Origin of the sequence: Pseudomonas sp. TNT3 (genome assembly GCF_010095445.2) — a bacterium.
In the GTDB taxonomy this organism is placed as follows: Bacteria; Pseudomonadota; Gammaproteobacteria; order Pseudomonadales; family Pseudomonadaceae; genus Aquipseudomonas.
This window is the reverse complement of sequence record NZ_WFGV02000025.1, coordinates 57,921-82,937: the sequence shown is the minus strand read 5'-3', so window position 1 is coordinate 82,937 and position 25,017 is coordinate 57,921. Positions and strand designations below refer to the sequence as shown.

23 protein-coding genes are annotated in these 25,017 nt (G+C 60.1%); 5 read left to right on the top strand and 18 right to left on the bottom strand.

The window, feature by feature from the left end; translation table 11 throughout:
• Positions 1–347 (top strand): DUF3482 domain-containing protein (locus GBC55_RS16310; protein WP_247266931.1); only part of this gene is annotated, 347 nt, incomplete at its 5' end.
• Positions 348–477: 130 nt separating this feature from the next.
• On the opposite strand, the gene GBC55_RS16305 is transcribed toward GBC55_RS16310, so the two are convergent.
• From GBC55_RS16305 to GBC55_RS16275, 7 genes are all read right to left on the bottom strand, one after another.
• Positions 478–1,038, bottom strand: coding sequence for a phosphonate degradation HD-domain oxygenase (locus GBC55_RS16305; protein ID WP_162438366.1), 561 nt, complete (start codon positions 1,036–1,038; stop codon positions 478–480).
• Positions 1,038–2,171, bottom strand: coding sequence for a TIGR03364 family FAD-dependent oxidoreductase (locus GBC55_RS16300; protein WP_162438367.1), 1,134 nt, complete (start codon positions 2,169–2,171; stop codon positions 1,038–1,040). Before GBC55_RS16300 ends, GBC55_RS16305 begins: the two co-directional genes overlap by 1 nt.
• Positions 2,172–2,295: 124 nt before the next feature.
• Complete coding sequence (locus GBC55_RS16295) at positions 2,296–3,321, bottom strand: putative 2-aminoethylphosphonate ABC transporter substrate-binding protein (RefSeq protein WP_162438368.1); 1,026 nt, start codon at positions 3,319–3,321, stop codon at positions 2,296–2,298.
• A gap of 32 nt (positions 3,322–3,353) precedes the next feature.
• Positions 3,354–5,078, bottom strand: coding sequence for a putative 2-aminoethylphosphonate ABC transporter permease subunit (locus GBC55_RS16290; RefSeq protein WP_162438369.1), 1,725 nt, complete (start codon positions 5,076–5,078; stop codon positions 3,354–3,356).
• Positions 5,078–6,154 carry a putative 2-aminoethylphosphonate ABC transporter ATP-binding protein gene (locus tag GBC55_RS16285; protein ID WP_162438370.1) on the bottom strand — a complete coding sequence of 359 codons (1,077 nt, stop codon included), beginning with the start codon at positions 6,152–6,154 and terminating at the stop codon, positions 5,078–5,080. Before GBC55_RS16285 ends, GBC55_RS16290 begins: the two co-directional genes overlap by 1 nt.
• A 222-nt stretch (positions 6,155–6,376) precedes the next feature.
• Positions 6,377–7,240, bottom strand: a complete 864-nt coding sequence (locus GBC55_RS16280; protein ID WP_162438371.1) for a LysR family transcriptional regulator — start codon at positions 7,238–7,240, stop codon at positions 6,377–6,379.
• Positions 7,241–7,256: 16 nt separating this feature from the next.
• Positions 7,257–9,560 carry a heavy metal translocating P-type ATPase gene (locus tag GBC55_RS16275; protein ID WP_162438372.1) on the bottom strand — a complete coding sequence of 768 codons (2,304 nt, stop codon included), beginning with the start codon at positions 9,558–9,560 and terminating at the stop codon, positions 7,257–7,259.
• Positions 9,561–9,645: 85 nt separating this feature from the next.
• Between GBC55_RS16275 and cadR the strand changes: the two genes are divergently transcribed.
• Positions 9,646–10,095: a Cd(II)/Pb(II)-responsive transcriptional regulator gene (gene cadR, locus GBC55_RS16270; RefSeq protein ID WP_162438373.1), complete on the top strand. Its 450-nt coding sequence runs from the start codon at positions 9,646–9,648 to the stop codon at positions 10,093–10,095.
• A gap of 126 nt (positions 10,096–10,221) precedes the next feature.
• Here the strand turns inward: cadR and GBC55_RS16265 are convergent, their stop codons facing one another.
• The 3 genes from GBC55_RS16265 to GBC55_RS16255 all read right to left on the bottom strand — a co-directional run bounded on the left by GBC55_RS16265 (position 10,222) and on the right by GBC55_RS16255 (position 12,914).
• On the bottom strand, positions 10,222–11,193 hold the full coding sequence (locus GBC55_RS16265) for a thymidylate synthase (RefSeq protein WP_162438374.1): 972 nt from the start codon (positions 11,191–11,193) through the stop codon (positions 10,222–10,224).
• Between the two features lie 48 nt (positions 11,194–11,241).
• A complete protein-coding gene (gene lgt, locus GBC55_RS16260; RefSeq protein WP_162438375.1) occupies positions 11,242–12,048 on the bottom strand; it encodes a prolipoprotein diacylglyceryl transferase in 807 nt (268 codons plus the stop codon).
• Between the two features lie 83 nt (positions 12,049–12,131).
• Positions 12,132–12,914: a sulfite exporter TauE/SafE family protein gene (locus GBC55_RS16255; protein WP_162438376.1), complete on the bottom strand. Its 783-nt coding sequence runs from the start codon at positions 12,912–12,914 to the stop codon at positions 12,132–12,134.
• A gap of 134 nt (positions 12,915–13,048) precedes the next feature.
• On the opposite strand from GBC55_RS16255, the gene GBC55_RS16250 reads away from it, so the two are divergent.
• On the top strand, positions 13,049–13,795 hold the full coding sequence (locus GBC55_RS16250; protein WP_162438377.1) for an NRDE family protein: 747 nt from the start codon (positions 13,049–13,051) through the stop codon (positions 13,793–13,795).
• A 134-nt stretch (positions 13,796–13,929) separates the two neighbouring features.
• Here the strand turns inward: GBC55_RS16250 and ptsP are convergent, their stop codons facing one another.
• Positions 13,930–16,209 carry a phosphoenolpyruvate--protein phosphotransferase gene (ptsP, locus tag GBC55_RS16245; protein ID WP_162438378.1) on the bottom strand — a complete coding sequence of 760 codons (2,280 nt, stop codon included), beginning with the start codon at positions 16,207–16,209 and terminating at the stop codon, positions 13,930–13,932.
• Positions 16,210–16,231: 22 nt separating this feature from the next.
• Positions 16,232–16,711 carry an RNA pyrophosphohydrolase gene (locus GBC55_RS16240; protein WP_007945562.1) on the bottom strand — a complete coding sequence of 160 codons (480 nt, stop codon included), beginning with the start codon at positions 16,709–16,711 and terminating at the stop codon, positions 16,232–16,234.
• A 143-nt stretch (positions 16,712–16,854) separates the two neighbouring features.
• Here GBC55_RS16240 and GBC55_RS16235 point away from each other — a divergent pair, with 143 nt between their 5' ends.
• Positions 16,855–17,511 carry an HAD family hydrolase gene (locus GBC55_RS16235; RefSeq protein ID WP_162438379.1) on the top strand — a complete coding sequence of 219 codons (657 nt, stop codon included), beginning with the start codon at positions 16,855–16,857 and terminating at the stop codon, positions 17,509–17,511.
• Between the two features lie 112 nt (positions 17,512–17,623).
• Here GBC55_RS16235 and GBC55_RS16230 read toward each other — a convergent pair whose 3' ends face one another.
• Positions 17,624–18,049: a DUF2269 domain-containing protein gene (locus GBC55_RS16230; RefSeq protein WP_162438380.1), complete on the bottom strand. Its 426-nt coding sequence runs from the start codon at positions 18,047–18,049 to the stop codon at positions 17,624–17,626.
• Between the two features lie 39 nt (positions 18,050–18,088).
• Positions 18,089–19,603, bottom strand: coding sequence for a threonine ammonia-lyase, biosynthetic (gene ilvA, locus GBC55_RS16225; RefSeq protein WP_162438381.1), 1,515 nt, complete (start codon positions 19,601–19,603; stop codon positions 18,089–18,091).
• A gap of 343 nt (positions 19,604–19,946) precedes the next feature.
• On the opposite strand from ilvA, the gene rpiA reads away from it, so the two are divergent.
• Complete coding sequence (rpiA, locus tag GBC55_RS16220; protein WP_162438382.1) at positions 19,947–20,621, top strand: ribose-5-phosphate isomerase RpiA; 675 nt, start codon at positions 19,947–19,949, stop codon at positions 20,619–20,621.
• Between the two features lie 146 nt (positions 20,622–20,767).
• On the opposite strand, the gene GBC55_RS16215 is transcribed toward rpiA, so the two are convergent.
• The 4 genes from GBC55_RS16215 to GBC55_RS16200 all read right to left on the bottom strand — a co-directional run bounded on the left by GBC55_RS16215 (position 20,768) and on the right by GBC55_RS16200 (position 24,962).
• Positions 20,768–21,685: an SdiA-regulated domain-containing protein gene (locus GBC55_RS16215; RefSeq protein WP_162438383.1), complete on the bottom strand. Its 918-nt coding sequence runs from the start codon at positions 21,683–21,685 to the stop codon at positions 20,768–20,770.
• A gap of 117 nt (positions 21,686–21,802) precedes the next feature.
• Positions 21,803–22,735 carry an SdiA-regulated domain-containing protein gene (locus GBC55_RS16210; RefSeq protein ID WP_162438384.1) on the bottom strand — a complete coding sequence of 311 codons (933 nt, stop codon included), beginning with the start codon at positions 22,733–22,735 and terminating at the stop codon, positions 21,803–21,805.
• A gap of 129 nt (positions 22,736–22,864) precedes the next feature.
• Positions 22,865–23,530, bottom strand: coding sequence for a fumarylacetoacetate hydrolase family protein (locus GBC55_RS16205; RefSeq protein ID WP_162438385.1), 666 nt, complete (start codon positions 23,528–23,530; stop codon positions 22,865–22,867).
• A gap of 37 nt (positions 23,531–23,567) precedes the next feature.
• A complete protein-coding gene (locus tag GBC55_RS16200; RefSeq protein WP_162438386.1) occupies positions 23,568–24,962 on the bottom strand; it encodes an FAD-binding oxidoreductase in 1,395 nt (464 codons plus the stop codon).
• Positions 24,963–25,017 lie beyond the last annotated feature (55 nt).

The window sequence follows — 25,017 nt, the reverse complement described above, 5'->3', positions numbered from 1 at the left end:
TGGCCGGGGCCATTGCCGGCGGCGCCCTGCAAACCGCCCGCAGTTATGGCAGCCGGTTAATGGGCAAAATCAAAGGACAGCGCGAACTGACCGTCGACGACAGCGTGCTGCGATTGCTGGCGTTGCGTCAGCGTCAGCTGGTGCTCGCCTTGAACCAGCGCGGACACGCGGCGATGGACAGCATCCAGGTCGCCACGCCCCAGGACAAAACCTGGCGCGAAGGCAAACTGCCCGAAGCCCTGACCAAGGCTCGGGCGCATCCGCAGTGGTCGTCGTTGAACCCGCAGGCGAAGCTGAATCAGGCGGACAGGCAGGAGCAGATTGAGGTGCTGGCGGGACAGTTGTAGAAGCTCAAGCATTTGTATTGCCTGGGCTGGGCCTTCGCGAGCAGGCTCGCCCCCACATGGATCTGTGATGAACACACATTCCCTGTGGGAGTGAGCCTGCTCGCGATGGCAACAACACGGACTTCAGTCTTTACGCCGCCAACAGGCGCAACGCTTTCTCCTTCAAAAAATCCAGATCGATCACTGGCACATTCATCTCCTTGGCCATCTCATCCCACTGCCGCATGCGCACACTGATCGCGCACAACGGATCTCGCTCGAAAACCTGCGCCTCTTCAGCGGTCATCACCCCGCCCTGATAGTCCAGAGTACGACGACTGGCTTCACTCAAGCGTTCGTAATACCCAGGCTCCTTGAGCGTCAGATAGCGCTTGGCCTGGACGTGGTACTCCACCAGCCGCGCCATGCGCTCACTGAACCCGGCGCGTCGCAGATAATCCGCGCCGAGGCGCTCATGACTCACCACGCCGAAACCAGCCATGTTCTCGGCACTTTCGGCAGCGCAGATATGCCCGATGTCATGGAAGAACGCCGCCAGCACCACTTCATCATCGTAGCCTTCAGCTGTTGCCAGCTCGGCGGCCTGGGACATGTGCTCGATCTGCGACACCGGCTCACCAATGTAATCGCTGCCGCCAAAGCGCTCGTACAGCGCAAAGACCTCGGCGATCACCTGTTCATGGCGGTCCATCAGTCCTCTCCCAACAACGTCGCGACGTTACGCTCGGCCATCGCCGGACCGACGCTCATGCCGACGCCCGTGTGCATCAACGCCACACTCACACCGGGTGCCGGCCGCAAGAACGAGAACGGCCCCGGCCCGCGCGCACCGTAAACTCCTTGCCAGCGCTCGACCACCTGGATCTTGCAGGCCAACGTTTGCTCGGCCAGTTCGATCATCCAGTTGTCCACCTGCTCGGCGTTGAACGGTGAAGGGTCACTGCCGTAATGGTGCGAATCGCCAATGATCAGTTCGCCGTAAGGCGTCGGGCTGATCAGCAGGTGGATGCCGTTCTCATGCAGGTGTGGTTCGTCTCGCAGAATCTGCGCCTGCACCGCCGCCGCTTCCGGCAGATCGGCAAAGGCGCCGTAGTGCACGCAACTCAATCCAGTGAGCACCGCGTGCTGCAAGTTGAGGTTGATCTGCGGTCGGGCGCGGAGCATTTGCAAGCGGCAGATCTGCGGGTTGAGCGCGGCGATCGGCTCAGCCAGCAGGGTCTTATAGTCATGACCGGAGCAGACGATTATCTGTTGCGCAGTGAAGGTCCCGGCGGTGCTGTGCAAGCGCCCCGGTTCGATGTCGCGCACAAGTGTGGAGAAATGAAATTCGACGCTGAGTTCGCGGCGCAGGTAATCGATCAGGGCCGGAATCGCTTCGCGGGAATACAGCTGCTGATCGTCCAGACCGTGCAACGCGGCGCGGTGATGGCGGAACTGGCCACCGTAGAGGTCACGCAATGCCGCGCCGCGAAGCAGGTCAACGCGGTAATCATGCTCGATGGCGCGGCCTTCGCAGAAGGCTTCCAGCAGGTGTTCTTCCGCTTCGGTACGAGCGAACAGGTATGAGCCGTTGCGCTTGAGTTGCAAGCCAGCCACTTGGGCCCATTGGCCCCAGATCTCGCGGCTGGCCTTTGCGAGTTCAAGCATCGGGCCCGGTGGCTGGCCGGTGACCAGCGCCTGGCCGAAGTTGCGCACCGAGGCGCCAATGGGTGTAGCGCTGCGTTCGAAAACACGGACCTTGAGGCCGCGCTTGGCAGCGGCGTAAGCGTGGGACAGGCCGAGGATGCCCGCGCCTACGATCAGTATGTCGTCTTGGTGTGTCATGAAGAGATGCCTTGAGTTTGGAATCGCCATCGCGGGCAAGCCCGCTCCCACAGGGTCCTTGGTGTTCACAAAACCTGTGGGAGCGGGCTTGCCCGCGATGAGGCCCCATCAGCCAATGAAGATCTTACTTGGCAGCCACTTTCTCGGACTTGCCGTCATACCGCTTGCGCCACTCGGTCAGGATTTCATCGCGGTTCTTCGAGGCCCAGGCAAAGTCATTCTTGATCAGACGCTGCTCATAATCCGCTGGCAGTTCGGTTTGCGGCTTGGCAATGCCTGGCTGAGCGAGCACCGCGAAGTTCTCTTTATAAAGCTCCATTGCCGCCGGGCTGGCGGAGAAGTCAGCAAGCTTCTTCGCCGCGTCTTCATGCTGCGTGCCCTTGATCACCGCAGTAGCTTCGATCTCCCAGCCAAGGCCTTCCTTCGGCAGGATGATGTCGAGCGGCGCGCCCTGGCGCTTCAACTGAACGGCCGGATACTCGAAGGAGATACCAATCGGAAACTCACCCGACGCCGCCAGCTTGCATGGCTTGGAACCGGAGTGAACGTACTGACCGATGTTCTGGTGCAGGTCGTCCATGTACTGCCAGCCCTGCTTCTCGCCGAAGGTTTGCAGCCAGGCGCTGACGTCGAGAAAACCGGTGCCGGACGAAGCCGGGTTAGGCATGACGATCTTGCCTTTGTATTCAGGCTTGGTCAGGTCCTGCCAGCTCACAGGCTTGGTCAAACCCTGCTTCTCGGCCTCGACGGTGTTGAAGCAGATCGTCGCGGCCCAGACGTCCATGCCGACCCAGGCCGGTGGGTTGGCGGCGTCGCGGTAATTGACGCCGATCTTGCCCAGGTCCTTGGGTGCGTAGCTTTGCAGCATGCCTTGTTGATCGAGAATCGCCAGGCTCGACGCGGCCAGGCCCCACACGGCGTCAGCCTGCGGGCGGGCTTTTTCGGCCAGCAGTTTGGCGGTGATGATGCCGGTGGAATCACGCACCCACTTGATCTCGACGTCTGGATTGGCTTTTTCAAAAGCCTCTTTGTAAGTCTTCAGTTGCTCGGCTTCGAGTGCGGTGTACACCGTCAACTCGGTTTTCGCCGCGAAGGCGTTCAGGCTAAAAGCGGTGAGGACAGCAGCGGCCAGGGCCAAAGGCTTGAACATGGTGCAATTCCTGTGTGAGTTGAGGGTATGAATCAATGACCAGGCGCGGTCTGCCGCCAGGCCTGGGAGCGGCGTAGCAAGCCGCGCGAAGCCCAGGCCAGCAGCAGGGACACGCCCGCCGAGGTGAACAGAATCAGGGTCGACATCGCTGCCGCGCCGCCCACGTTGCCGGCGTCATCCATGTTCAGCACCGCCACCGCCGCGAGGATGGTGTCGGGGCTGTAGAGGAAGATGGCGGCCGAAACGGTGGTCATGGCGGAGACAAACAGGTAGCGCACGATGTCCAGCAGCGCCGGCAGGCAGATCGGTACGGTGACCCGCAGGTAGTGCCGATACAGCGGCGCCTTGAGCGACAGCGCGGCGGCTTCGAACTCGGCGTCGAGTTGGCGCAGCGCAGTGGTCGCGGTCATTTGCGCAGTGGTCAAATAGTGAGCAATGGTGCAGACCACCAGCAAAGTCATGGTTCCGTACAGCACGTGCAGCGGGTTGCCGGTGAGGTTGAAAAAGAAGACATAACCCAAACCCAACACCAGGCCCGGCACCGCCATCGGTACGAAACTGAGCATGCGCAGCGCCAGATTCAGGCCACGCTGACCCTTGGTTTTTTCCATCAGGTAGGCGCCGGTGAAGATCAGTACGCTGCCGATCAATGCCGTGCACAGCGCCATCTTCACGCTGTTGCCATAGGCCAGCCAGCCGCCACCCGCCGTGTCATTGAACTGGTAATGGTTAAGGGATAGCGACAGGTTGTAAGGCCAGAATTTCACCAGCGACGAGTACACCGCCATGCCGAACACCAGCAGCAACACCGCGCAGATCAGCATCACGATCGCCAGGTAGCAGCCGTCCCGCAGCTTCGACGGCGCCGGCTGGAAGACCTGCGCGCGGCCGCTCATGGAGTCGCCGTGACGTCGACGCAGCCAGGCGTCGACACCAAAGCTGAACAGCGCCGGCAACAGCAGGACCATGCCGATCAAAGCGCCGCGACCGAACTGCTGCTGGCCGACCACCGCCTTGTAGGCTTCCAGCGCCAGCACTTGATAGTCACCACCGACCACCACAGGCACGCCGAAATCGGTGATGGTCAGGGTGAACACCAGGCAAAACGCGGCGAACACCGCCTGACGAGTCGCAGGCCAGGTGATGCTGCGAAAGGCTTTGGCAGGGCTGGCGCCCATGCTGGAAGCGGCATCGAACAAGCGCGCATCCGCAAGAGAAAGGGCTGACAGCAAAATCATCAAGGCGTGCGGGAAGGTGTAGATGACCTCGCCCAGCACAATGCCCCAGAAACCGTAGATGTTGTCCGAGAGCAGGCCGCGCAGCATGCCCTGGTTGCCGAACAGATAAACCAGCGCAATGCCCGGCAGCATCGACGGCGCCATCAACGGCAGCAGCGACATGCCGCGCCAGATGCCCTTGCCTGGAATCAATGTGCGTTGCAGGGCGTAGGCAAACAGGTAAGCCAGCGGGACGACAATGGCCGCGACGCTGAGGGAAACCTTCAGGCTATTGCCCAGCAGCCAATGAAAGTTGGCACTGGTCACCAACTCGCGAGCAGCGACCAGACCGCCGCCCTGCCCGGCTTCAGCACTGAACCCGCGCCAGAAGATTGCCAGCAATGGCATCAATACCGCGACACCGAGCAGCACCAGCAACAGCACTTTGCCGCCGACCACGAACACCCGGTCGCCGATCTCGGCACGGGAGGTCTGCCGAACCTGCTTGTGCGGGATCGGCAGCGCGATGTTCGCGCTCATCAGGCAAACACCTGCAGGCTGCGTGGAGGCAAGGCGACCATGATGTGCTGCGCGCCGAGACGCGGCATGGCTTCCGGTGCGAGCTCCGCCAGCAGCGCGTGGCCCGGCAGTTGATCGAGCTCGAAGCTCATGCGGCAACGGTTGCCGAGGAAGGTGATTTCGCGAACCTTGGCCGGAAACAGGTTCTCCTCATGCACCGGCGGGTTGACGTTGATGGCTTCAGGGCGGCAGAACAGACGGCCCGAGGCGGTTTTCGCGCTGCCGGCGGCCAGGCGCATGTTCATCCCGCCAACCTGCGCATGGCTGTCACTGCTGCGGCTGAACGGCAGCCAGTTACCCTGGCCGACGAACTCCGCCACAAACGGCGTCGCCGGGCGATCGTAGATTTCCTGCGGCGTGGCGTACTGCTCGACCTTGCCGTTGTTCATCACAGCGATGCGATCGGCCATCAGCATGGCCTCGTCCTGATTGTGCGTGACCATCAAGGTGGTGACGCCGAGGTTGCGTTGCAGCTGGCGCAGCTCGGTGCACAGGTGCTCGCGAACCCGGGCGTCGAGGGCCGACATCGGCTCATCCAGCAGCAGCAACGTAGGTGCCGGTGCCAGGGCTCGGGCCAGGGCGACACGTTGCTGTTGGCCGCCGGACAATTGGCCGGGGTATTTTTTCTCACTGCCGAGCAGGCCGACCAGTTCCAGCATCTGACCGACGCGCTTGCGCACTTCGTCGCGACCACTGCCCGCAAGGCCGTAGGCAATGTTCGCTTCGACGGTGAGATTGGGGAACAACGCGTAGGACTGAAACAGAATGCCGTAGTCACGAGCTTGCGGTGCCAGGTGGGACACGTCGCGATCACCGAGGTACAGCTCACCGCTGTCCTGTTTTTCAAGGCCGGCGATGCAACGCAGCAAGGTGGTTTTGCCACAGCCCGACGGGCCGAGCAGGCAGACCAATTCACCCGCAGCGACGTCGAGGGAAACGTTATCCAGTGCAGTGAAAGCGCCGAAGCGTTTCTGCACGCCGCGCACTTTCATCGGGGCGCCGGGGTTGGTCAGGGCAGTTGCGATCGCGTTGTTCATGGACAGACCTCATCAAGCAGATGAGGGCCATCCTAGGGATGTAATGCGTCCGTCATGTGGCAGTGAGGCAAAAACGGCTGATAGTGGTATTCGGGGATTTTGGTTGAAACGATGTGTTGTCTGGACTGACGTCATCGCGGGCAAGCCCGCTCCCACAGGAATGTGAAAAACCTGTGGGAGCGTGGCTTGCCCGCGATGAGGCAATCAAAGGAAATGAAGATTTCAGGCCGGGGCCATTTCCTGCGCCAACCCCAGAAACGCCGCCGGCAACCGCGCGCCTTTGCGTTCTTTGAGGCAATACAAATACTCGGAAATCTGCGGTGCGTTCTCGATGGTCAACACGCGCAATTGTGGATCATGGGGTACTTCCTGGCGGGCAATGATGCTGATGCCGATGTTGCGCAGTACCGCCTCACGGATTGATTCCCGGCTGCCGATCTCCAGCAGCGGTCCGAAGCTCACCCCGGCGCTGGACAGCAGTTCTTCGGTCAATCGCCGAGTGGTCGACCCGGACTCGCGCATCAGCAAGGTGTGCCCGGCCAGCGCACTCAGCGGCACATGGTCATGCACGGCCAGTGGATGATTGCGATGCACCGCCAGCACCAGCGGGTCGCTACCGAGCACCCGGCGAATCAGCCGCGCATCATCGAGCAACTGCGATGACGCTGCGACATCCACCCGATACTCTTCCAGCGCTTCAAGCACCTGCTGGGAGTTGCCGATCTCCACCGATACCTCCACCTGGGGCAAGCGCGCACGGAAGGTTTTCACCAGATCGAGAATGTAATACGGCGCGGTAGCTGCGATGCGCAACGTGCCCTGCACCTGACCGCTGTTGCGCAGGAAGAACTCGATGTCAGCCTCTTGCTGCATGAGCGCCTTGACCATGGGCAGCAGCCGCGCACCTTCCTCGCTGACGCTGAGGCGGCGACCGCCACGGTAAAACAGCTCAACCGAGTATTGGCTTTCCAGATGCCGAATCTGGGTCGTCACCGTTGGCTGACTCAGGCCGAGCTTTTTCGCCGCCAGGGTAATACTGCCCAGACGGGCCACCATGTAAAACGCCTTCAGCTCGGCACTAAGCACACCCTTTCCTCATCGCTTACTTGCGCAACAGGCGCAAACCGTTGAATACCACCAACAGGCTGACGCCCATGTCGGCGAATACCGCCATCCACATGGTGGCGATCCCGGCGAAGGTTACCCCAAGAAAGATCGCTTTGATGACCAATGCCAGCGCGATGTTTTGTTTAAGGATGGTCGACGTCTGCCGCGACAGGCTGATGAACGCCGGAATCTTGCGCAGATCGTCGTCCATCAGGGCTACATCAGCGGTTTCAATGGCTGTATCGGTGCCGGCGGCCGCCATGGCAAAACCGATCTCGGCCCGCGCCAGGGCCGGCGCATCGTTGATACCGTCACCCACCATGCCGACTCGATGCCCCTGCGCATAAAGCGCTTCGATAGCGTGCAGTTTGTCGGTCGGCAGCAGATCGCCCTGGGCTTGATCGATGCCCACCTGAGTGGCAATCGCTTGCGCGGTGTGGACGTTATCCCCGGTCAGCATCACGGTTTTGATGCCCAGGTCGTGCAGTTGCTGAATAGCTTCGCGGCTGGACTCCTTGACCGTATCCGCTACGGCAAACAACGCCAGTGGCCCGGACTTGTCGAGCAACAGCACCACGGACTTGCCCTGCTTTTCCAGCGCGAACAGCTTCTCTTCCAGTTCGGGCGAGCACAGGCCCAACTCTTCCACCAGGCGATGGTTGCCCAAGTGGTACGTCTGACCGTCGATCTCACCGCGTACACCGCGACCGGCCAACGCTTCGAAGTTATCCACAGTCAGCGCTGCAAATTGTTTATCCACAGCAGCGTTGGCAATCGCCAGCGAGACCGGGTGGTCCGAACGACCGGCCAATGCGGCCGCAATCGCCGGTGCGGTGCCCTCGGCAGTGGGATCAAGCGACAGGTAGTCGGTCTGCACCGGCTTGCCGTGGGTGATGGTGCCGGTCTTGTCCAGGGCCAGGTAATCGAGCTTGTAACCGCCCTCGAGGTAAACGCCGCCCTTGACCAGAATCCCTTTGCGCGCCGCCGCCGCGAGGCCGCTGACGATGGTCACCGGTGTAGAAATCACCAGTGCACATGGACAGGCGACGACCAGCAGCACCAATGCCCGGTAGATCCAATCGAACCAAAGCGCCCCCATGAACAGCGGCGGAATGACCGCGACCGCCAGGGCGAAGATGAACACAGCCGGGGTATAGATTTTAGAAAACTGGTCGACAAACCGCTGAGTCGGCGCCCGCGAGCCCTGGGCCTGTTCGACGGCATGAATGATTCGCGCCAGGGTCGAGTTGTTGGCGGCGGCGGTCACGGCATACTCGAGAGAGCCTGCCTGATTGATCGTGCCGGCAAACACCTTATCGCCGACAGTCTTCTCCACCGGCAGACTTTCGCCGGTGATCGGCGCCTGATCGATGGTAGAGCTGCCGGAAACCACTTCACCGTCCAGCCCGATTCGCTCGCCGGGACGCACCCGTACTCGCGCACCCAGTTCGATGGCTTTGACGTCCTGCTCCATCCAGCTACCGTCCGCCTGTTGCACCGTGGCCTTTTCAGGCGTCATCTGCATCAAGCCGCCGATGGCGTTACGCGCCCGGTCGAGAGATTTGGCCTCGATCAATTCGGCCACGGTAAACAGGAACATCACCATGGCTGCTTCCGGCCACTGGCCGATCAGGATCGCACCCGTTACCGCGATGCTCATCAGCGCGTTGATGTTCAGGTTGAGGTTCTTGAGGGCGATCCAGCCTTTCTTGTAAGTGGTCAGGCCGCCGCTGAGGATCGAAATCAGCGCGATGACCGCCACGACCCAATCCGGTGCAGCACTAGTGAAGTGGATGACTTCTGCCGCCAGCGCGGCAACGCCGGACAGTGCCAGCGGCCACCAGTGTTTTTTCTCGGCTGCGGGGGCTGGCGCTTCGGTGCCCTGCTCCAGCGGTTCGGCCACCATGCCCAGCGACTTGATCGCGTCGATGATTGGCGCGGTGCTCGGCAGATCGTGCGTCACGCCCAACACCCGGTTGATCAGGTTGAATTCCAGCTGCTGGACGCCAGCGAGCTTGCCCAGCTTGTTCTGGATCAGCGTCTGCTCGGTCGGGCAGTCCATTGCGTCGATGCGGAAATTGCTCAGCCGTGCGCCGTCGGTCGGTGTTTCGCTCAATTTGATCAGCGACGGGGGGGCCACTTTCGAGGAGCAGCAGGAATCGCCGTGGCCGCCGTGGTCATGCTTCTGTGCAGGCTGCAGCTTGTGGCTGTGATCGTGATCGTGATCGTGATCGTGATCGTGATCGTGATCGTGATCGTGATCAGTCTTGTGTTTGTGGGTGTGAAGGGAATCGCTCATCGGGTCGCGTCCATGAAGGTGCCTGTTGCCAAGTAAAGACCCTGTAGCCACTATAGGGTCAAGCACCCTTTTGGAGATTGCCATCATGAAGATCGGAGAACTGGCCAGACTCACTGACTGCGCCGTAGAGACCATCCGCTACTACGAGCGCGAACACCTGCTGCCAGAGCCGGCCCGCAGCGATGGCAATTATCGCGTTTACACCCAGGCCCACGCCGAGCGACTGACCTTTATCCGCAATTGCCGCACCCTCGACATGACCCTCGAAGAGATCCGCAGCCTGCTCGCCTTGCGCGACAGTCCGCAGGACCAGTGCCAAAGCGTGAATGCGCTGGTCGATGAACACATTCATCACGTCAAGGCGCGGATCGACGGGCTGATGGCGTTACAGGCACAACTGATCGACCTGCGCCAACGCTGTGGCGAGGGGCCGGACAGTGAACAGTGCGGGATTTTGCAGCGGCTGGAAGTGAGTGGCGGGGTTGTGGCGACGGAAGTTGAGCATTCGCATGTGGGCCGCAGTCACGGCCACTGAATACTCCACAGATCCCAGTGTGGGAGCTAGCCTGCTAGCGATAGCGGTTTTTCAGTCACATCAGTGTTGGATGTACCGGCGCTATCGCTAGCAGGCTAGCTCCCACAGGGGACTGCGTGCAGATTGTCAGACCGCCATCGGCGCGGTCATCGGCGGGTGATGCTCGTAGCCTTCCAGCGAGAAATCACTCGGTTCGATCTGCTCCAGCCACTCCGGCTGATAAACACCCGTTTTGGCGAACTCCGGCACACGATCACTGATGACCAGCTTCGGCATCGGGAACGGCTCGCGCTTGAGCTGTTCGTTCAGCATGTCCAGGTGGTTTTCGTAGACGTGGGCGTCGCCGATGAAATAGGTGAACCAGCGCGGTGTGTAACCGGTCAGGCGACCGATCAGGCTCAGCAGCGCGGCGCCCTCAGTCAGGTTGAACGGTGTGCCCAGGCCCAGATCATTGGAGCGGATGTAGAGGGTCAGAGAGATCTCTTGGGTCTCGACATTCGGGTGGAACTGATAAAGCAGGTGGCACGGCGGCAGGGCCATTTCATCGAGTTGGGCGACGTTCCAGCCGTGGAACAGAATCCGGCGGCTGCCTGGGTCCTTGATGATGGTGTCGACGCACTGGCGAATCTGGTCGATCGCCTTGTACAGCACCACATAGGCCTGTCCGTCTTCTTCACCTTCGGCGATCTGGCGATAGCCCTGGTTCAGGGTCTGCTCGATAGCGGCCTGGTTGCTGACCGGGATCTGCTTGTACGCTGGCCATTTGCGCCATTGCACGCCGTAGATCTCGCCGAGGTCGTCTTCGCCCTGACGGAACGGGTTAGCCAGCCATTGGGCGTTTTCGTTGGCGTTCTGATCCCAGACCTTGCAGCCCAATGCACGGAATTCGGCGGCGTTGTTCACGCCACGCAGAAAACCGCACATTTCACCGATAGCCGATTTGAACGCCATCTTGCGGGTGGTGATCGCCGGGAAACCTTCCTTCAGGTCGTAACGCAGCATCGCGCCAGGAAAGCTGATGGTGTTCACGCCAGTGCGGTTGGCCTGCTTGGTGCCGTTCTTGATGACGTGGGCGACCAGTTCGAGATATTGCTTCATGAATTACCTGTGTCCTTGAACCCGGAGCCGTCGCCCCGGGGTTCGAATTTATACGGCCGCCGCTGGCGTTGCCGGAGCGCGGTGATACGCCAGCCAGATCAGGAACAACCCGGCGAGGATCATCGGTACGCACAGTACCTGACCCATGGTCAGCCAGTTCCAGGCCAGATAGCCCAGTTGCGCGTCCGGAACGCGGACGAATTCGACGATGAAACGGAAGATGCCATAAAACAGTGCGAACATGCCGGACACCGCCATGGTCGGCCGCGGCTTGCGCGAGTACAGCCACAAGATCAGGAACAGCGCCACGCCTTCGAGCGCGAACTGATACAGCTGAGAGGGGTGGCGCGCCAGTTGTGCCGGATCGGTCGGGAAGACCATTGCCCATGGCACGTCGGTTGCCTTGCCCCACAGTTCGGCATTGATGAAGTTGCCGATGCGCCCGGCGCCGAGACCAATCGGCACCATCGGCGCGACGAAGTCCATCAGCTGGAAGAACGACTTGCCGTTCTTTTTACCGAACCACAATGCCGCCAGCATCACGCCGATGAACCCGCCGTGGAACGACATGCCACCCTTCCACACTTCAAAAATCAGTGTCGGATTGGCCAGATAAGCACTCAGGTCGTAGAAGAGCACATAGCCCAGACGGCCACCGACGATGACACCCATCGACATCCAGAAGACCATGTCGGAGAGTTTCTCCTTGGTCCAGGTCGGGTCGAACCGGTTCAGGCGACGGGACGCCAGCAGCCAGGCGCCGCCAATGCCGATCAGGTACATCAAGCCGTACCAGTGGATTTTCAGCGGACCGATGGCCAGGGCCACCGGATCGATCTGCGGGTAAGGCAGCATTGCGACTCCTCGTTAGAGTTGAAACGTTCGAAATTCCCGGGCGACGCTGTCACGCCAGGATTAAGCCAGTATTGCGGAATGCGTCAGAGCAGAAAGCTCAAACCGACGCAGAACAGCAAAGCGGCAAACAGTCTTTTCAGCAACTTCGGCGAAAGCTTGTGTGCCAGTCGAGCGCCGACGCGGGCGAAAAACATGCTGGTCAGGGCAATCCCGAGCAGCGCCGGCAAATAAATAAAACCGAGACTATGGGCCGGCAGCAACGGATCGTGCCAGCCCAGAATCATGAAACTTAACGCACTGGCCAACGCAATCGGCAGACCGCATGCAGACGATGTCGCCACCGCCTGCTGCATCGGTACGCTGCGCCAGGTCAAAAACGGCACCGTGAGCGAACCGCCACCAATGCCAAAAATCGCCGAGGCCCAGCCGATGACGCTACCGGCTACGGTCAGACCGACTTTGCCGGGCACCGTTCGGCTGGCCTTGGGTTTGACGTCCAGGGCGAGCTGCACGGCGATGATCAGCGCGAACACGCCAATGATCTTCTGCAGGTTCGGGCCGGAAATCGCTTCGGCCGTCAGCGCGCCGAAACCGGCGCCGATAAGAATACCGAGGGTCATCCACGCAAAGATCGGCCAGCGCACCGCCCCGCGACGGTGATGCTCACGTATCGCATTGACCGAGGTGAAAATAATGGTCGCCAGCGATGTGCCGACGGCGAGATGGGTCAGGATCGACGTATCGAAGCCCTGCAAGGTAAAGCTGAACACCAGCACCGGGACAATAATGATCCCGCCACCGACCCCGAACAGCCCGGCCAGCACACCTGCGCAGGCGCCCAGCGCCAGGTAGAGCAGAAATTCCATGGCCGTTTCCCGCACATCCCGAAAATAGGAGCGGCATGGTAACGGATGGATGCCCTTGGGCTCCACTGTGCAAGGCGATGGATCGACAGACGATGACTGCGTAGAGTGGGCAAAAAACACACAAGGACCACCTTATGTGCCTGATTGTTTTCGCCTGGCGCCCAGGTCACGCCCAGCCGTTGATCGTGGCGGCCAACCGCGACGAATTCTATGCCCGTCCCAGCCTGCCCCTGGCCCAATGGCCGGAATCACCGCACGTGCATGCCGGGCGCGATCTAGAGGCCGGGGGCACCTGGCTTGGCGTCGGTGCCAACGGCCGATTCGCCGCGCTGACGAACATTCGCGATCCTCATCAACCGCCAGCACGCAAATCCCGCGGTGAACTGGTGGCGCGCTTTATCAATGGCGACATGCCAATTGATGACTATTTAACCGACGTTGTAGGACGTTCGGTCGAATATGCCGGGTTTAACCTGCTCGCTGGCAATAATCACGAGCTCTGGCATTTCAACTCGCGGGAAACTGAAGCGGTGATGCTGCAGCCGGGTGTCTACGGGTTGTCGAACGCCGGGCTGGATACGCCCTGGCCCAAGTTGCTGAAGGCACGGGCGGCGCTGGAGGTCGTGCTGAATGATCCGCAGCCTGAGGCGTTGCTGGCGTTGTTGAATGATTCGCAAACGGCGGCGTTCGCTGAGTTGCCGGACACCGGGGTCGGGCTTGCCACCGAAACGTTGCTATCGAGCGTGTTTATCGCCAGCCCGACTTACGGAACGCGGGCGAGTACGGCGTTGATTGTTCAGGCGGACGGGACGCGGGTGATGGTCGAAAGGAGTTTCGGGCCGTATGGCGGGCATCTTGGGGAAGTGGAGGTCAAAGTTTAAAGGGGCGTTGTCAGGTCTGGCCTCATCGCGAGCAAGCTCGGCTCCCACAATTGTTCTCCGGCGTACACAAAGGGTGTGTTCACTGAAGATCAATTGTGGGAGCCGAGCTTGCTCGCGATGGGGCCATCAGCGTTTCAGAGGGTTTTCGCCGAAGCCGGATTGATCATCTTCGCCAACCCAAGATTTTTCAGCGCCAACTGCAGCGAGCTGTGGATAACTTGCGGGTTGTCGATGGTCATCAACTCGGCCAACAACTCCTTGGCCTTGCTCAGGTTGATCTGACGCAACATCCACTTCACTTTCGGCAAGTTGGTGGCGTTCATCGACAGGCTGTCGAAACCCATCGCCATCAGCAGCACCGCCGCGGCCGGATCACCGGCCATTTCACCGCAGATACTCACCGGCTTGCCTTCGGCATGGGCATCACGGACCACGTTCTGCAATGCCTGAAGCACGGCCGGGTGCAGATAGTCGTACAGGTCGGCGACCCGGGGGTTGTTACGGTCGACGGCCAACAGGTACTGGGTCAGGTCGTTGGAGCCGACCGACAGGAAATCCACTTGCCGCGCCAGTTCCTTGGTCTGATACACCGCTGCCGGGATCTCGATCATCACGCCAATCGGCGGCATCGGCACGTCGGTACCTTCGTCGCGGACCTCACCCCAGGCCCGGTGGATCAGGTGCAGGGCTTCTTCGAGTTCGTGGGTGCCGGAGATCATCGGCAGCAGAATCCGCAAGTTGTTCAGGCCTTCGCTGGCCTTGAGCATTGCACGGGTCTGCACCAGGAAGATTTCCGGGTGGTCTAGGGTGACGCGAATGCCGCGCCAGCCGAGGAACGGGTTGTCTTCCTTGATCGGGAAGTACGACAGCGACTTGTCACCGCCGATGTCCAGGCTGCGCATGGTCACCGGTTGCGGATGGAACGCGGCGAGCTGTTCGCGGTAAATCGCCAACTGCTCTTTTTCGCTCGGGAAGCGCTGGTTGATCATGAACGGCACTTCGGTGCGGTACAGACCGACGCCTTCGGCACCCCGCTTCTGGGCCCGCGCCACGTCCGCCAGCAGGCCGGTGTTGACCCACAGCGGCATGCGGTGGCCATCGAGCGTTACGCACGGCAGGTCGCGCAGGGTGTCGAGGCCCAGAGCCAGTTGTTTCTCTTCTTCGACGACTTCGGCGAACTGCTTGCGCAGCACTTCGCTCGGGTTGGTGTAGACCTCGCCACGTGTGCCGTCGACGATCATCTCGATGCCGTCGACCTTGGCGTACGGCAGGTCGACCAGACCCATCACCGTCGGAATGCCCATGGCCCGGGCGAGGATCGCGACGTGGGAGTTACCTGAACCGAGTACCGAAACCAGACCGACCAGCGTGCCTTCCGGCACCTCGCCGAGCATTGCCGGCGTCAGTTCTTCGCTGACCAGAATGGTCTTTTCCGGGTAGACCAGGTTCTGCTGGCGCTCTTCCTGCAAGTAGGCGAGCAGGCGGCGGCCAAGGTCTTTGACGTCCGAGGCGCGCTCACGCAGGTAGGCGTCGTCCATCAGTTCGAAACGGTTGACGTGTTCGGTGACCACCTGGCGCAGCGCACCCTGGGCCCACTGGCCGGTCTTGATCACGGTGGTGATTTCGCTGCCCAGCGAGGCATCGTCGAGCATCATCAGGTAGACATCGAACAGCGCACGCTCTTCAGGGCGCAGCTGCGTCGCAAGCTTGGCGGACAAGGTGCGCATGTCGGCGCGAACGCCTTCGATGGCGGTCTTGAACAGGCCCAGTTCGGCGTTGATGTCGGTGATGGTCTTGTCTGGCACCACGTCCAGATCCGCCGGAGGCAACATGACCACCGCGGTACCGACCGCCGCACCCGGCGAACCCGGTACGCCGACAAACTTCGCTTCCTGGATACCCTTGCCCTGACGGCCAAGTCCACGGATCGAACCGGTGGCTTCGGCGTGGGCGATAACGCCGGCGAGCTGCGCGCTCATGGTCACGAGGAAGGCTTCTTCACCCTCATCGAACTGACGACGTTCTTTCTGTTGAATGACCAACACGCCGACAACGCGGCGGTGGTGAATGATCGGCGCCCCGAGGAACGAGGCGTAACGCTCTTCCCCGGTCTCGGCAAAGTAGCGATAGCGCGGGTGATCCGCTGCATTTTCGAGGTTCAGGGGTTCTTCACGCGTGCCGACCAGGCCAACCAGACCTTCGTTCGGCGCCATGCTGACCTTGCCGATCGAGCGCTTGTTCAAGCCCTCGGTGGCCATCAGCACAAAGCGGTTGCTCTCGGGATCAAGCAGATAGACCGAACAGACCTGGCTGCCCATGGCCTCTTTGACGCGCAACACAATAATCCCCAACGCCGACTTGAGATCCTTGGCGGAGTTAACTTCCTGGACGATCTTGCGCAGCGTATTGAGCATGGCTCGGGGTCGAACTCCGTCGTCAGTCGCGCGTTAAAAGGCGCGGGGCAAGCTCTTTGAGAGCGCGTCGATACACCTCGCGCTTGAATGTCACCACCTGGCCCAACGGATACCAATAACTGACCCAGCGCCAGCCATCGAATTCCGGTTTACCGGTCAAATCCATCCGCACCCGCTGCTCGTTGGAGATCAGGCGCAGGAGAAACCATTTCTGTTTCTGGCCGATGCACAGCGGTTGGCTGTGAGTCCTGACCAGACGTTGCGGCAAACGATAGCGCAACCAGCCCCGGGTGCAGGCGAGAATTTCAACATCTTCGCGTTCCAGGCCCACTTCTTCGTTCAACTCGCGATACAAGGCGTCTTCCGGCGTCTCCTGGGGGTTGATCCCTCCCTGTGGAAACTGCCAGGCATCTTGATTGATACGGCGAGCCCATAGCACCTGTCCGGCATCATTCGTGAGAATGATCCCGACATTGGGGCGGAAACCATCGGGGTCGATCACGGCAACAACCTCGCAAACGCATGTCGCCGCATTGTTCCACAAAGGTTGTGAAGGCAGCAACGAGCCGGCCTACCTTATGTGCACTCTTGTGAAAAGTCCGTATTCTGGACGCCTTTCTACAGACTTTTCAGCGAGTAACTGCAATGCGGCTGGCTTTATTCGACTTGGACAACACCCTTCTGGGCGGCGACAGCGACCACGCCTGGGGCGATTACCTGTGCGAACGCGGTTTCCTCGATGCCGTTGCCTACAAGGCGCGCAACGATGAGTTTTATCAGGATTACCTGGCGGGCAAGCTGGATAACGACGCCTACCTGAACTTTTGCCTGGAAATCCTCGGCCGCACCGAGATGGCCACGCTGGACCAATGGCATCTCGATTACATGCGCGATTGCATCGAACCCATCGTGCTGCCCCAGGCCATCGAGTTGCTGGCCAAGCACCGCGACGCTGGCGACAAACTGGTGATCATCACCGCGACCAACCGCTTTGTGACCGCACCGATCGCCCAGCGCCTGGGCGTTGAAACACTGATCGCAACCGAATGCGAAATGGCGGACGGCCGATATACCGGACGCAGCACCGACGTGCCGTGCTTCCGTGACGGCAAGGTGACGAGGCTGAATCGCTGGCTGGAAGAGACCGGCTATTCGCTGGAAGACAGTTACTTCTACAGCGACTCGATGAATGATTTGCCGCTGCTGGAGCAGGTGACGAATCCGATTGCTGTCGACCCGGATCCGAATCTGCGGGCCGAAGCCGAGAAGCGTGGCTGGCCGGTGATTAGTCTGCGCGACTGATTACGCTATCGCTGGCAAGCCAGCTCCCACAGGGATCTTCAGTGAACACAGAGTTTGTGAACACCCGAAAAACCTGTGGGAGCTGGCTTGCCAGCGATTGAAGCAACGCAGTCTAAACAGGCTTCGCCCCCATCAACCCGGCAATGGCGATGAAACAGACAAAGCTCAACAACGCGAGAGCAAAGGTAAACTTGCCATTGCCTCCCGCAGCCTTGCGCAGCGTGTTCAGCCGCACCAGCAGCCAGAACCACGCCAACGCTGCCACGGTATAAAGCACGCTCGACGCCAGCAGCCACGTCTGCCCCAGTGGCCAGCCCACCAGATGCACCATCCACCAGCCGGTGAACGGCATGCTCAACAGCGCCAGTCCCATCAAGACCCACACGAAAACCCGTGGCCGCTGCAATGTGCGGGCGGGTGCCGTCGCGTCACCGTTACGCCGCGTTTGCCACACCCATATTCCCAAGCCGAGCGCGCAACCCAACAAAATGGCCGTCGCCGCGGTGTGCGCCATCTTCAGGGCGGTTAACGTTTCCATTGTTCGATTTCCTTATGATCTGCCCATCAGCGTAGCCGTTCAGCCCAGAAACAGCAGATAGGCCGGGTTGTCGCTTTCGTCCCAGTATGGGTAACCGATTTCTTCCAGCGCGGCGGGCACGAGATGACGCTCGTCGTGAGGCACTTGCAGACCTGCGACCACACGCCCATCGGCCGCGCCGTGGTTGCGATAGTGGAACATCGAGATGTTCCAGCGCCCGCCCAGCTTGTTCAGGAAGTTGAACAGCGCGCCCGGACGTTCCGGAAATTCGAAGCGCAGAATCACTTCATCGACGACCTGTGCCGCACGGCCGCCGACCATATGACGGATGTGCAACTTCGCCAGTTCGTTGTCGGTGAGGTCGAGTACCGGAAAACCCTGATCGCTGAGACTGGCGATCAATGCACTGCGCGGGTCGGTGTCCGGATGCGTCTGCACGCCAACGAAGATATGGGCTTCACTGCCGGTGTTGTAGCGGTAGTTGAACTCGGTGATCTGACGTTTGCCGACGGCTTCGCAGAACGCCTTGAAGCTGCCTGGCTTCTCGGGGATGGTCACGGCAATGATCGCTTCACGGCCCTCACCCAGTTCGGCGCGTTCGGCGACATGACGCAGACGATCGAAATTGACGTTGGCACCGGAGTCGATGGCCACGAAGGTATGACCGGTCACACCGTTCAGCTCGACATACTTCTTGATCCCGGCCACGCCCAACGCACCTGCAGGCTCGGTGATCGAGCGAGTGTCATCATAGATGTCCTTGATCGCCGCACAGATTTCATCGGTGCTGACGGTGATCACGTCATCGACGTAATCCTTGCAGATCTCGAAGGTGTGCTGACCAATCTGCGCCACCGCGACGCCGTCGGCGAAGATGCCCACGGTCGGCAGAACCACACGCTCACCGGCTGCCATTGCCGCTTGCAGACAGTTGGAATCGTCCGGTTCCACGCCGATGATTTTGATTTCAGGTCGCAGGTACTTCACGTACGCCGCGATCCCGGCGATCAGCCCGCCACCGCCCACTGGAACGAATATCGCGTCCAGACGCCCCGGGTGTTGGCGCAAGATTTCCATGGCCACCGTGCCCTGCCCGGCAATGGTGTGGGGATCGTCATAGGGGTGGATATAGACGTAGCCTTTTTCGTCGACCAGTTTCAGCGAGTAGGCCAGGGCTTCCGGGAACGAATCCCCGTGCAGCACCACTTTGCCGCCTCGCGAGCGCACGCCTTCCACTTTGATTTCCGGGGTGGTCTTGGGCATGACGATCGTCGCTTTCACGCCCAGCACTTTGGCTGCAAGCGCCAGTCCCTGAGCGTGATTGCCCGCAGAAGCCGTCACCACGCCACGAGCGCGTTCTTCGTCGCTCAGTTGGGTCAGCTTGTTGTAGGCGCCGCGAATCTTGAACGAGAACACCGGCTGCAAGTCTTCGCGCTTGAGCCAAATGTTGTTGCCCAGCCGCTCGGAGAGCTGGCGAGCAGTCTGCAATGGGGTTTCTACGGCAACGTCATAAACGCGCGAGGTGAGGATCTTTTTGACGTACTGTTCGAGCATCGGAAAGCATCACTGAGCGGGTTGGGCAGGGCCAAGGAGTCTAACCCGGCTTTCGGGCGGGCGACCACACTAAACAGGTGGTTTTAGCCACGACACTTTGCCTGTGGCGAGGGAGCTTGCTCCCGTTCGGCTGCGAAGCAGTCGTAAAACCTGTTTGGGGGATATGCCTGAAGAATTGCCGGGGAGCGCTTCGCACTCCAGCGGGAGCGAGCTCCCTCGCCACAAAAGCCAATCTGCCCCGCCCGCCAATCAGCCCCGTCGGCCAATCGGCCAATGACCTTCCAGGCCCCAAAGCCTATAATACCGGCCTTTCGTTCCCCCTCTTCGGCACCTCGGAGCCCGCATGACCCAGGATCAACTCAAACAGGCAGTGGCTCAAGCCGCCGTCGACTTCATCCTCCCGAAACTCGACGACAAAAGCATCGTCGGGGTCGGCACCGGCTCCACCGCGAACTGCTTCATCGACGCCCTGGCGAAACATAAAGGTGCGTTCGACGGCGCGGTTGCCAGCTCCGAAGCCACCGCCGCCCGCCTCAAAGGCCACGGTATTCCCGTGTATGAACTGAACACGGTCAGCGACCTGGAGTTCTACGTCGACGGCGCCGATGAAAGTGACGAGCACCTGAACCTGATCAAGGGTGGCGGCGCGGCGCTGACCCGCGAGAAGATTGTCGCGGCCGTGGCCAAGACCTTCATCTGCATCGCCGACGCCAGCAAACTGGTGCCGGTACTCGGCGAGTTTCCGCTGCCGGTGGAAGTGATCCCGATGGCCCGCAGCCACGTCGCTCGCGAGCTGGTCAAGCTTGGCGGCGACCCGGTTTACCGTGAAGGCGTGCTGACCGACAACGGCAACATCATCCTCGACGTGTTCAACATGCAGATCACCAATCCGGTGGAACTGGAAAAACAGATCAATGCAATTGTTGGCGTGGTCACCAATGGCTTGTTCGCGGCGCGCCCGGCGGACCTGTTGTTGCTGGGGACCAGTGAAGGTGTGAAGACCCTGCGCGCTCAGTAAGTGAGATCGCCCCCACCCTTGTGAGTGCACTAAATACCTGTGGGAGCTGGCTTGCCAGCGATGAGGCCGTCACATCCAACACTGATGCTGAATGAAAGGCCGCCATCGCGGGCAAGCCCGCTCCCACAGTATTTTTCAGTTGCTGACTAATTTTGTACCGGCTTCTTGAACACGTAAAACAGGTTCGGCTCGCTCACCAGGTACATCGTGCCGTCGTCATCCATGGCGATCCCTTCTGCCTGCGGCACCGACTTCTTCAGGCCCTGACGCCCCTTGTTCAGAGACATGGTGCTCAGCGGTCGCCCGTCCACGTCCAGCTCCAGAATCAGCCGCGACTCGTCGGACAATGCCAGCAAGTGACCGCTGCGCTCGTCGTATTGCAGGCTCGACAGGTCTCGCACAAACATCCCCGCATCGCGTTTCGGATTGTTGACCACGTGCACTGCGTAGGACTTTTCTGGATCGTAATGGGGAAAACCCTGCACTTCGTAAATCAGCATCGGGTTGCGTTCCTTCGCGACGAACAGTCGTTTGCCCACCGAATCGTAAGCCAGCCCTTCGAAACCCGTGTTGCCGCTCATGTGGACGCCGAGGGTGATCTGTTCGGCATCTGCCGCATCGAGGAAGGTGGTACTGGGCTCCAGATGAATCTTGATCAACCGTTGCTCGTATTCGTCAGTGATCACATAGGTGTCGGCGCTGATGAATTCCACCGCTTCCGGATCACCAAAACCGACCAGCGCAATGCGCCGGATGATCTGGCCATCCAGCGAGAGCTCGATCAGTTCGGAATTCTTGTTGGTGACGGTAAACAGGCTTTTACGGATGGGATCGAAGGTGAGCGCCGACACATCGTCGTCCAGACCATCGATGACCCGCGCCTCGACCGTCACCTGATAGCGATCCAGACCGATGGAGAGCTCGCTCTCCGGCTGCCAAAGTGTGTGCAGGTTGAACCAGCCGCGCTCGAACAAACGCAGGTATTGGCCGATTGCGACCAGGACGATCAGCGCAATGACTGAGAAGATCAGGATTAGAGGTTTGGGACGGGCCAATCGACGCATTCTGGTGTGCTCGGATTCAAAACAGGCGGATGAAATACCACGCCTGTCTGAACTGAAGCTTAATGGCCACTTGCCCTGTCCCACAACCACACAGAAGCATTCCTACACGCTCGGTTATCAGCGTTGCTTCTCGAAGCGATAAAACAGGTTGGGCTCGCTCACCATATACAGGTTGCCCGCTTCATCCATGGTCATGCCTTCAGCCCGCGGGATGGTCTTCTTCAGACCATTGAAGCCGCCCAGCAACGTCATGAAACTGACCTGCTCACCCTTCTCGTCCAGTTCCAGCAACAAGTGGGAATCGGCTGACAGCACCAGGGTATGCCCGGTGCGGGGATCGATGGCCAGCGCAGACAGATTGCGGATGTCCAGTTCGTCGCTGTCGAGCTTCTGTTTATCGCCAGCAAGGGTTTGGCCGTTGTCGTTGCTTTTCCAGGTAAACAACGCCGGCGGACGTTCTTCACCCAACAGCATCTGCTGATTGCGCGCATCCCAGACGATGGCTTCGAAGGCTTTGTTCTGATCCTTGGAAGGGCCGAGGTCGTACTTCGGGAAGTCGGCAATGTTCAATTCTCGGGTTTGCGCATCGACTTTGACAATGGACAGCAAGTGCTCGCGCTCATCGACAATAGCCAGCAGACCATTATCCATCACCGTCAGGCCTTCTGGATTGCTCCAGCCCACCAACGGCATTTTGCGCAACACATCGCCCTGCAACGTCAGTTCGACCAGGAAGGGGTTCTTGCCCATGACCGAGAACAGGGTCTTGGTTTGCGGGTTGTAGGCTAGATCGGATGCCTCGTCCTTTTCCATGCCTGGCAGCAACTTGGCGTCGATCACAGCCTGGTAATCCGGCAGCCAGATACTCTCCTGACGTTCGGTCGGGGTTTCGAAACGCTCCATCACCCACAGCACGCCCCGATCATCCCAGTGCATGGCAACGGCGAGGCCATAGACGACCGCAGCGACCAGCAAAAGCCAGGAGTACCAACGCATGAAAAAGCGCGGGCGGCGGGCAGGTTTCAGCGTGGGCAGCGGTTGGATGGGCATCTAAGGATGATTCCAGGGATTTTGAGAGAGCCCCCTGTAGGAGCTGCCGCAGGCTGCGATCTTTTGATCTTGAAAAAAACAGATCAAAAGATCGCAGCCTGCGGCAGCTCCTACAGAGGCTTGCGGTGGTTAGCGAACGCTGGTGCTGAAACTGCTCGCGCCCGGCAATTCGATGACCAGTTCATCACCAACATTCAGCGGCCCCACACCCACCGGCGTCCCGGTCAGGATCACATCACCGGCCTGCAGCGAGAAGCAGCCTGCCATGTGCTGAATCATCGGCACGATCGGGTTAAGCATTGCGCTGCTGTTGCCGTCCTGGCGAACTTCACCGTTGATGGTCAGGCGAATGCCGATGTCGGTCAGGTCAGCGAAGGTGCTGCCGGACACGAATGGAGCAATCACCGCCGCGCCGTCGAACGACTTGGCGATTTCCCACGGCAGGCCTTTGGATTTCAGTTCAGCCTGCTTGTCACGCAGGGTCAGGTCCAGGGCCGGGGCGAAGCCAGAGATCGCATCGAGCACTTCTTCACGACTCGGCTTGGTCGACAACGGCTTGCCGATCAACACAGCAATTTCCGCCTCGTAATGCACTGAACCGCGCTCGGTCGGAATGCTGAAACCGCCTTCCAGCGGGACCACGCAACTGCCCGGCTTGATGAACAACAGCGGCTCGGTAGGAACCGGGTTGTCCAGCTCCTTGGCATGTTCGGCGTAGTTGCGTCCGATGCACACGACTTTGCCCAGCGGGAAGTGAATACGCGTACCGTCGAGATACTGGTGCTGATAGCTCATGGACCGACTCCTGATTCGTAGCGCTTAAGTTCGAAAGTCAAACTGCAAAGATCTTGCCCGGGTTCATGATGCCATTCGGATCGAACACTGCCTTGACGGCTTTCATGTACTCGATCTCGACCGGAGAACGGCTGTAGGTCAAGTAATCCCGCTTGGTCATGCCCACGCCGTGCTCGGCGGAAATCGAACCGTTGTACTTCTCGACGGTTTCGAACACCCATTTGTTCACGGTCGCACACTTGGCGAAGAACTCGTCCTTGCTCAGGTTTTCCGGTTTGAGGATGTTCAGGTGCAGATTGCCGTCGCCGATGTGGCCGAACCAGACGATTTCGAAGTCCGGGTAATGTTCGCCGACGATCGCGTCGATTTCCTTGAGGAACGCCGGGACTTTCGAGACGGTGACCGAAATGTCGTTCTTGTACGGCGTCCAGTGGGAGATGGTTTCGGAGATGTATTCGCGCAGCTTCCAGAGGTTCTGCAGTTGGGTTTCGCTCTGGCTCATCACGCCGTCCAGCACCCAGCCCTGCTCAACGCAATGCTCGAAGGTTTCCAGGGCGTGGTTGGCCACCTCTTCAGTGGTCGCTTCGAATTCCAGCAGCGCGTAGAACGGGCAATCGGTTTCGAACGGGGCCGGTACATCACCGCGGGCCATGATCTTGGCCAGTGCCTTGTCGGAGAAGAATTCAAACGCGGTCAGGTCGAGCTTGCCTTGAAACGCGTGCAGAACCGGCATGATCGAGTCGAAATCCGCCGTGCCGAGAACCATCGCAGTGAGGTTTTTCGGGGCCCGATCGAGGCGCATGGTTGCTTCAACCACAAAACCAAGCGTGCCTTCAGCACCAATAAACAACTGGCGCATGTCGTAACCGGTGGCGTTCTTGATCAGGTCGCGGTTCAGCTCCAGCAGATCGCCCTTGCCCGTGACGACCTTCATGCCAGCCACCCAGTTGCGGGTCATGCCGTAGCGAATCACCTTGATCCCGCCGGCATTGGTGCCGATATTGCCGCCAATCTGGCTCGAACCTGCCGAAGCGAAGTCCACCGGGTAGTACAGGCCGTTCTCTTCGGCAACGTTCTGCAGGTGTTCGGTCACCACGCCTGGCTGGCAAACCGCGGTGCGGTCGGTCAGGTTCACGTCGAGGATCTGGTTCATATAGTCGAACGACACGACCACTTCGCCATTCGCGGCCACTGCCGCAGCGGAAAGCCCGGTACGACCACCGGACGGTACCAGCGCCACCTTGCGCTCATTGGCCCAACGGACAATGGCCTGAACCTGTTCGGTGGTCTTGGGAAACACGATGGCAGTCGGGGCCGGGGCGAAATGCTTGGTCCAATCCTTACCGTAAGCATTCAGGGAGTCGGCATCGGTCAGCACCTTGCCAGGCTCAACCAGGGTCTTCAGCTCATCAATCAGGGCAGGATTGGTCATCGACAGAACTCTCGAACAATTCATGGTCATCCTGAGAACGCTTCACGTCGCAGGA

Excerpts from the sequence above, each read along its gene's own strand:
- GBC55_RS16305 (WP_162438366.1), bottom strand. The coding sequence starts at position 1,038 with ATGGACCGCCATGAACAGGTGATCGCCGAGGTCTTTGCGCTGTACGAG.
- GBC55_RS16300 (WP_162438367.1), bottom strand. The coding sequence starts at position 2,171 with ATGACACACCAAGACGACATACTGATCGTAGGCGCGGGCATCCTCGGC.
- GBC55_RS16295 (WP_162438368.1), bottom strand. The coding sequence starts at position 3,321 with ATGTTCAAGCCTTTGGCCCTGGCCGCTGCTGTCCTCACCGCTTTTAGC.
- GBC55_RS16290 (WP_162438369.1), bottom strand. The coding sequence starts at position 5,078 with ATGAGCGCGAACATCGCGCTGCCGATCCCGCACAAGCAGGTTCGGCAG.
- GBC55_RS16285 (WP_162438370.1), bottom strand. The coding sequence starts at position 6,154 with ATGAACAACGCGATCGCAACTGCCCTGACCAACCCCGGCGCCCCGATG.
- GBC55_RS16275 (WP_162438372.1), bottom strand. The coding sequence starts at position 9,560 with ATGAGCGATTCCCTTCACACCCACAAACACAAGACTGATCACGATCAC.
- cadR (WP_162438373.1), top strand. The coding sequence starts at position 9,646 with ATGAAGATCGGAGAACTGGCCAGACTCACTGACTGCGCCGTAGAGACC.
- GBC55_RS16265 (WP_162438374.1), bottom strand. The coding sequence starts at position 11,193 with ATGAAGCAATATCTCGAACTGGTCGCCCACGTCATCAAGAACGGCACC.
- lgt (WP_162438375.1), bottom strand. The coding sequence starts at position 12,048 with ATGCTGCCTTACCCGCAGATCGATCCGGTGGCCCTGGCCATCGGTCCG.
- GBC55_RS16255 (WP_162438376.1), bottom strand. The coding sequence starts at position 12,914 with ATGGAATTTCTGCTCTACCTGGCGCTGGGCGCCTGCGCAGGTGTGCTG.
- GBC55_RS16250 (WP_162438377.1), top strand. The coding sequence starts at position 13,049 with ATGTGCCTGATTGTTTTCGCCTGGCGCCCAGGTCACGCCCAGCCGTTG.
- ptsP (WP_162438378.1), bottom strand. The coding sequence starts at position 16,209 with ATGCTCAATACGCTGCGCAAGATCGTCCAGGAAGTTAACTCCGCCAAG.
- GBC55_RS16235 (WP_162438379.1), top strand. The coding sequence starts at position 16,855 with ATGCGGCTGGCTTTATTCGACTTGGACAACACCCTTCTGGGCGGCGAC.
- GBC55_RS16230 (WP_162438380.1), bottom strand. The coding sequence starts at position 18,049 with ATGGAAACGTTAACCGCCCTGAAGATGGCGCACACCGCGGCGACGGCC.
- ilvA (WP_162438381.1), bottom strand. The coding sequence starts at position 19,603 with ATGCTCGAACAGTACGTCAAAAAGATCCTCACCTCGCGCGTTTATGAC.
- rpiA (WP_162438382.1), top strand. The coding sequence starts at position 19,947 with ATGACCCAGGATCAACTCAAACAGGCAGTGGCTCAAGCCGCCGTCGAC.
- GBC55_RS16215 (WP_162438383.1), bottom strand. The coding sequence starts at position 21,685 with ATGCGTCGATTGGCCCGTCCCAAACCTCTAATCCTGATCTTCTCAGTC.
- GBC55_RS16210 (WP_162438384.1), bottom strand. The coding sequence starts at position 22,735 with ATGCCCATCCAACCGCTGCCCACGCTGAAACCTGCCCGCCGCCCGCGC.
- GBC55_RS16205 (WP_162438385.1), bottom strand. The coding sequence starts at position 23,530 with ATGAGCTATCAGCACCAGTATCTCGACGGTACGCGTATTCACTTCCCG.
- GBC55_RS16200 (WP_162438386.1), bottom strand. The coding sequence starts at position 24,962 with ATGACCAATCCTGCCCTGATTGATGAGCTGAAGACCCTGGTTGAGCCT.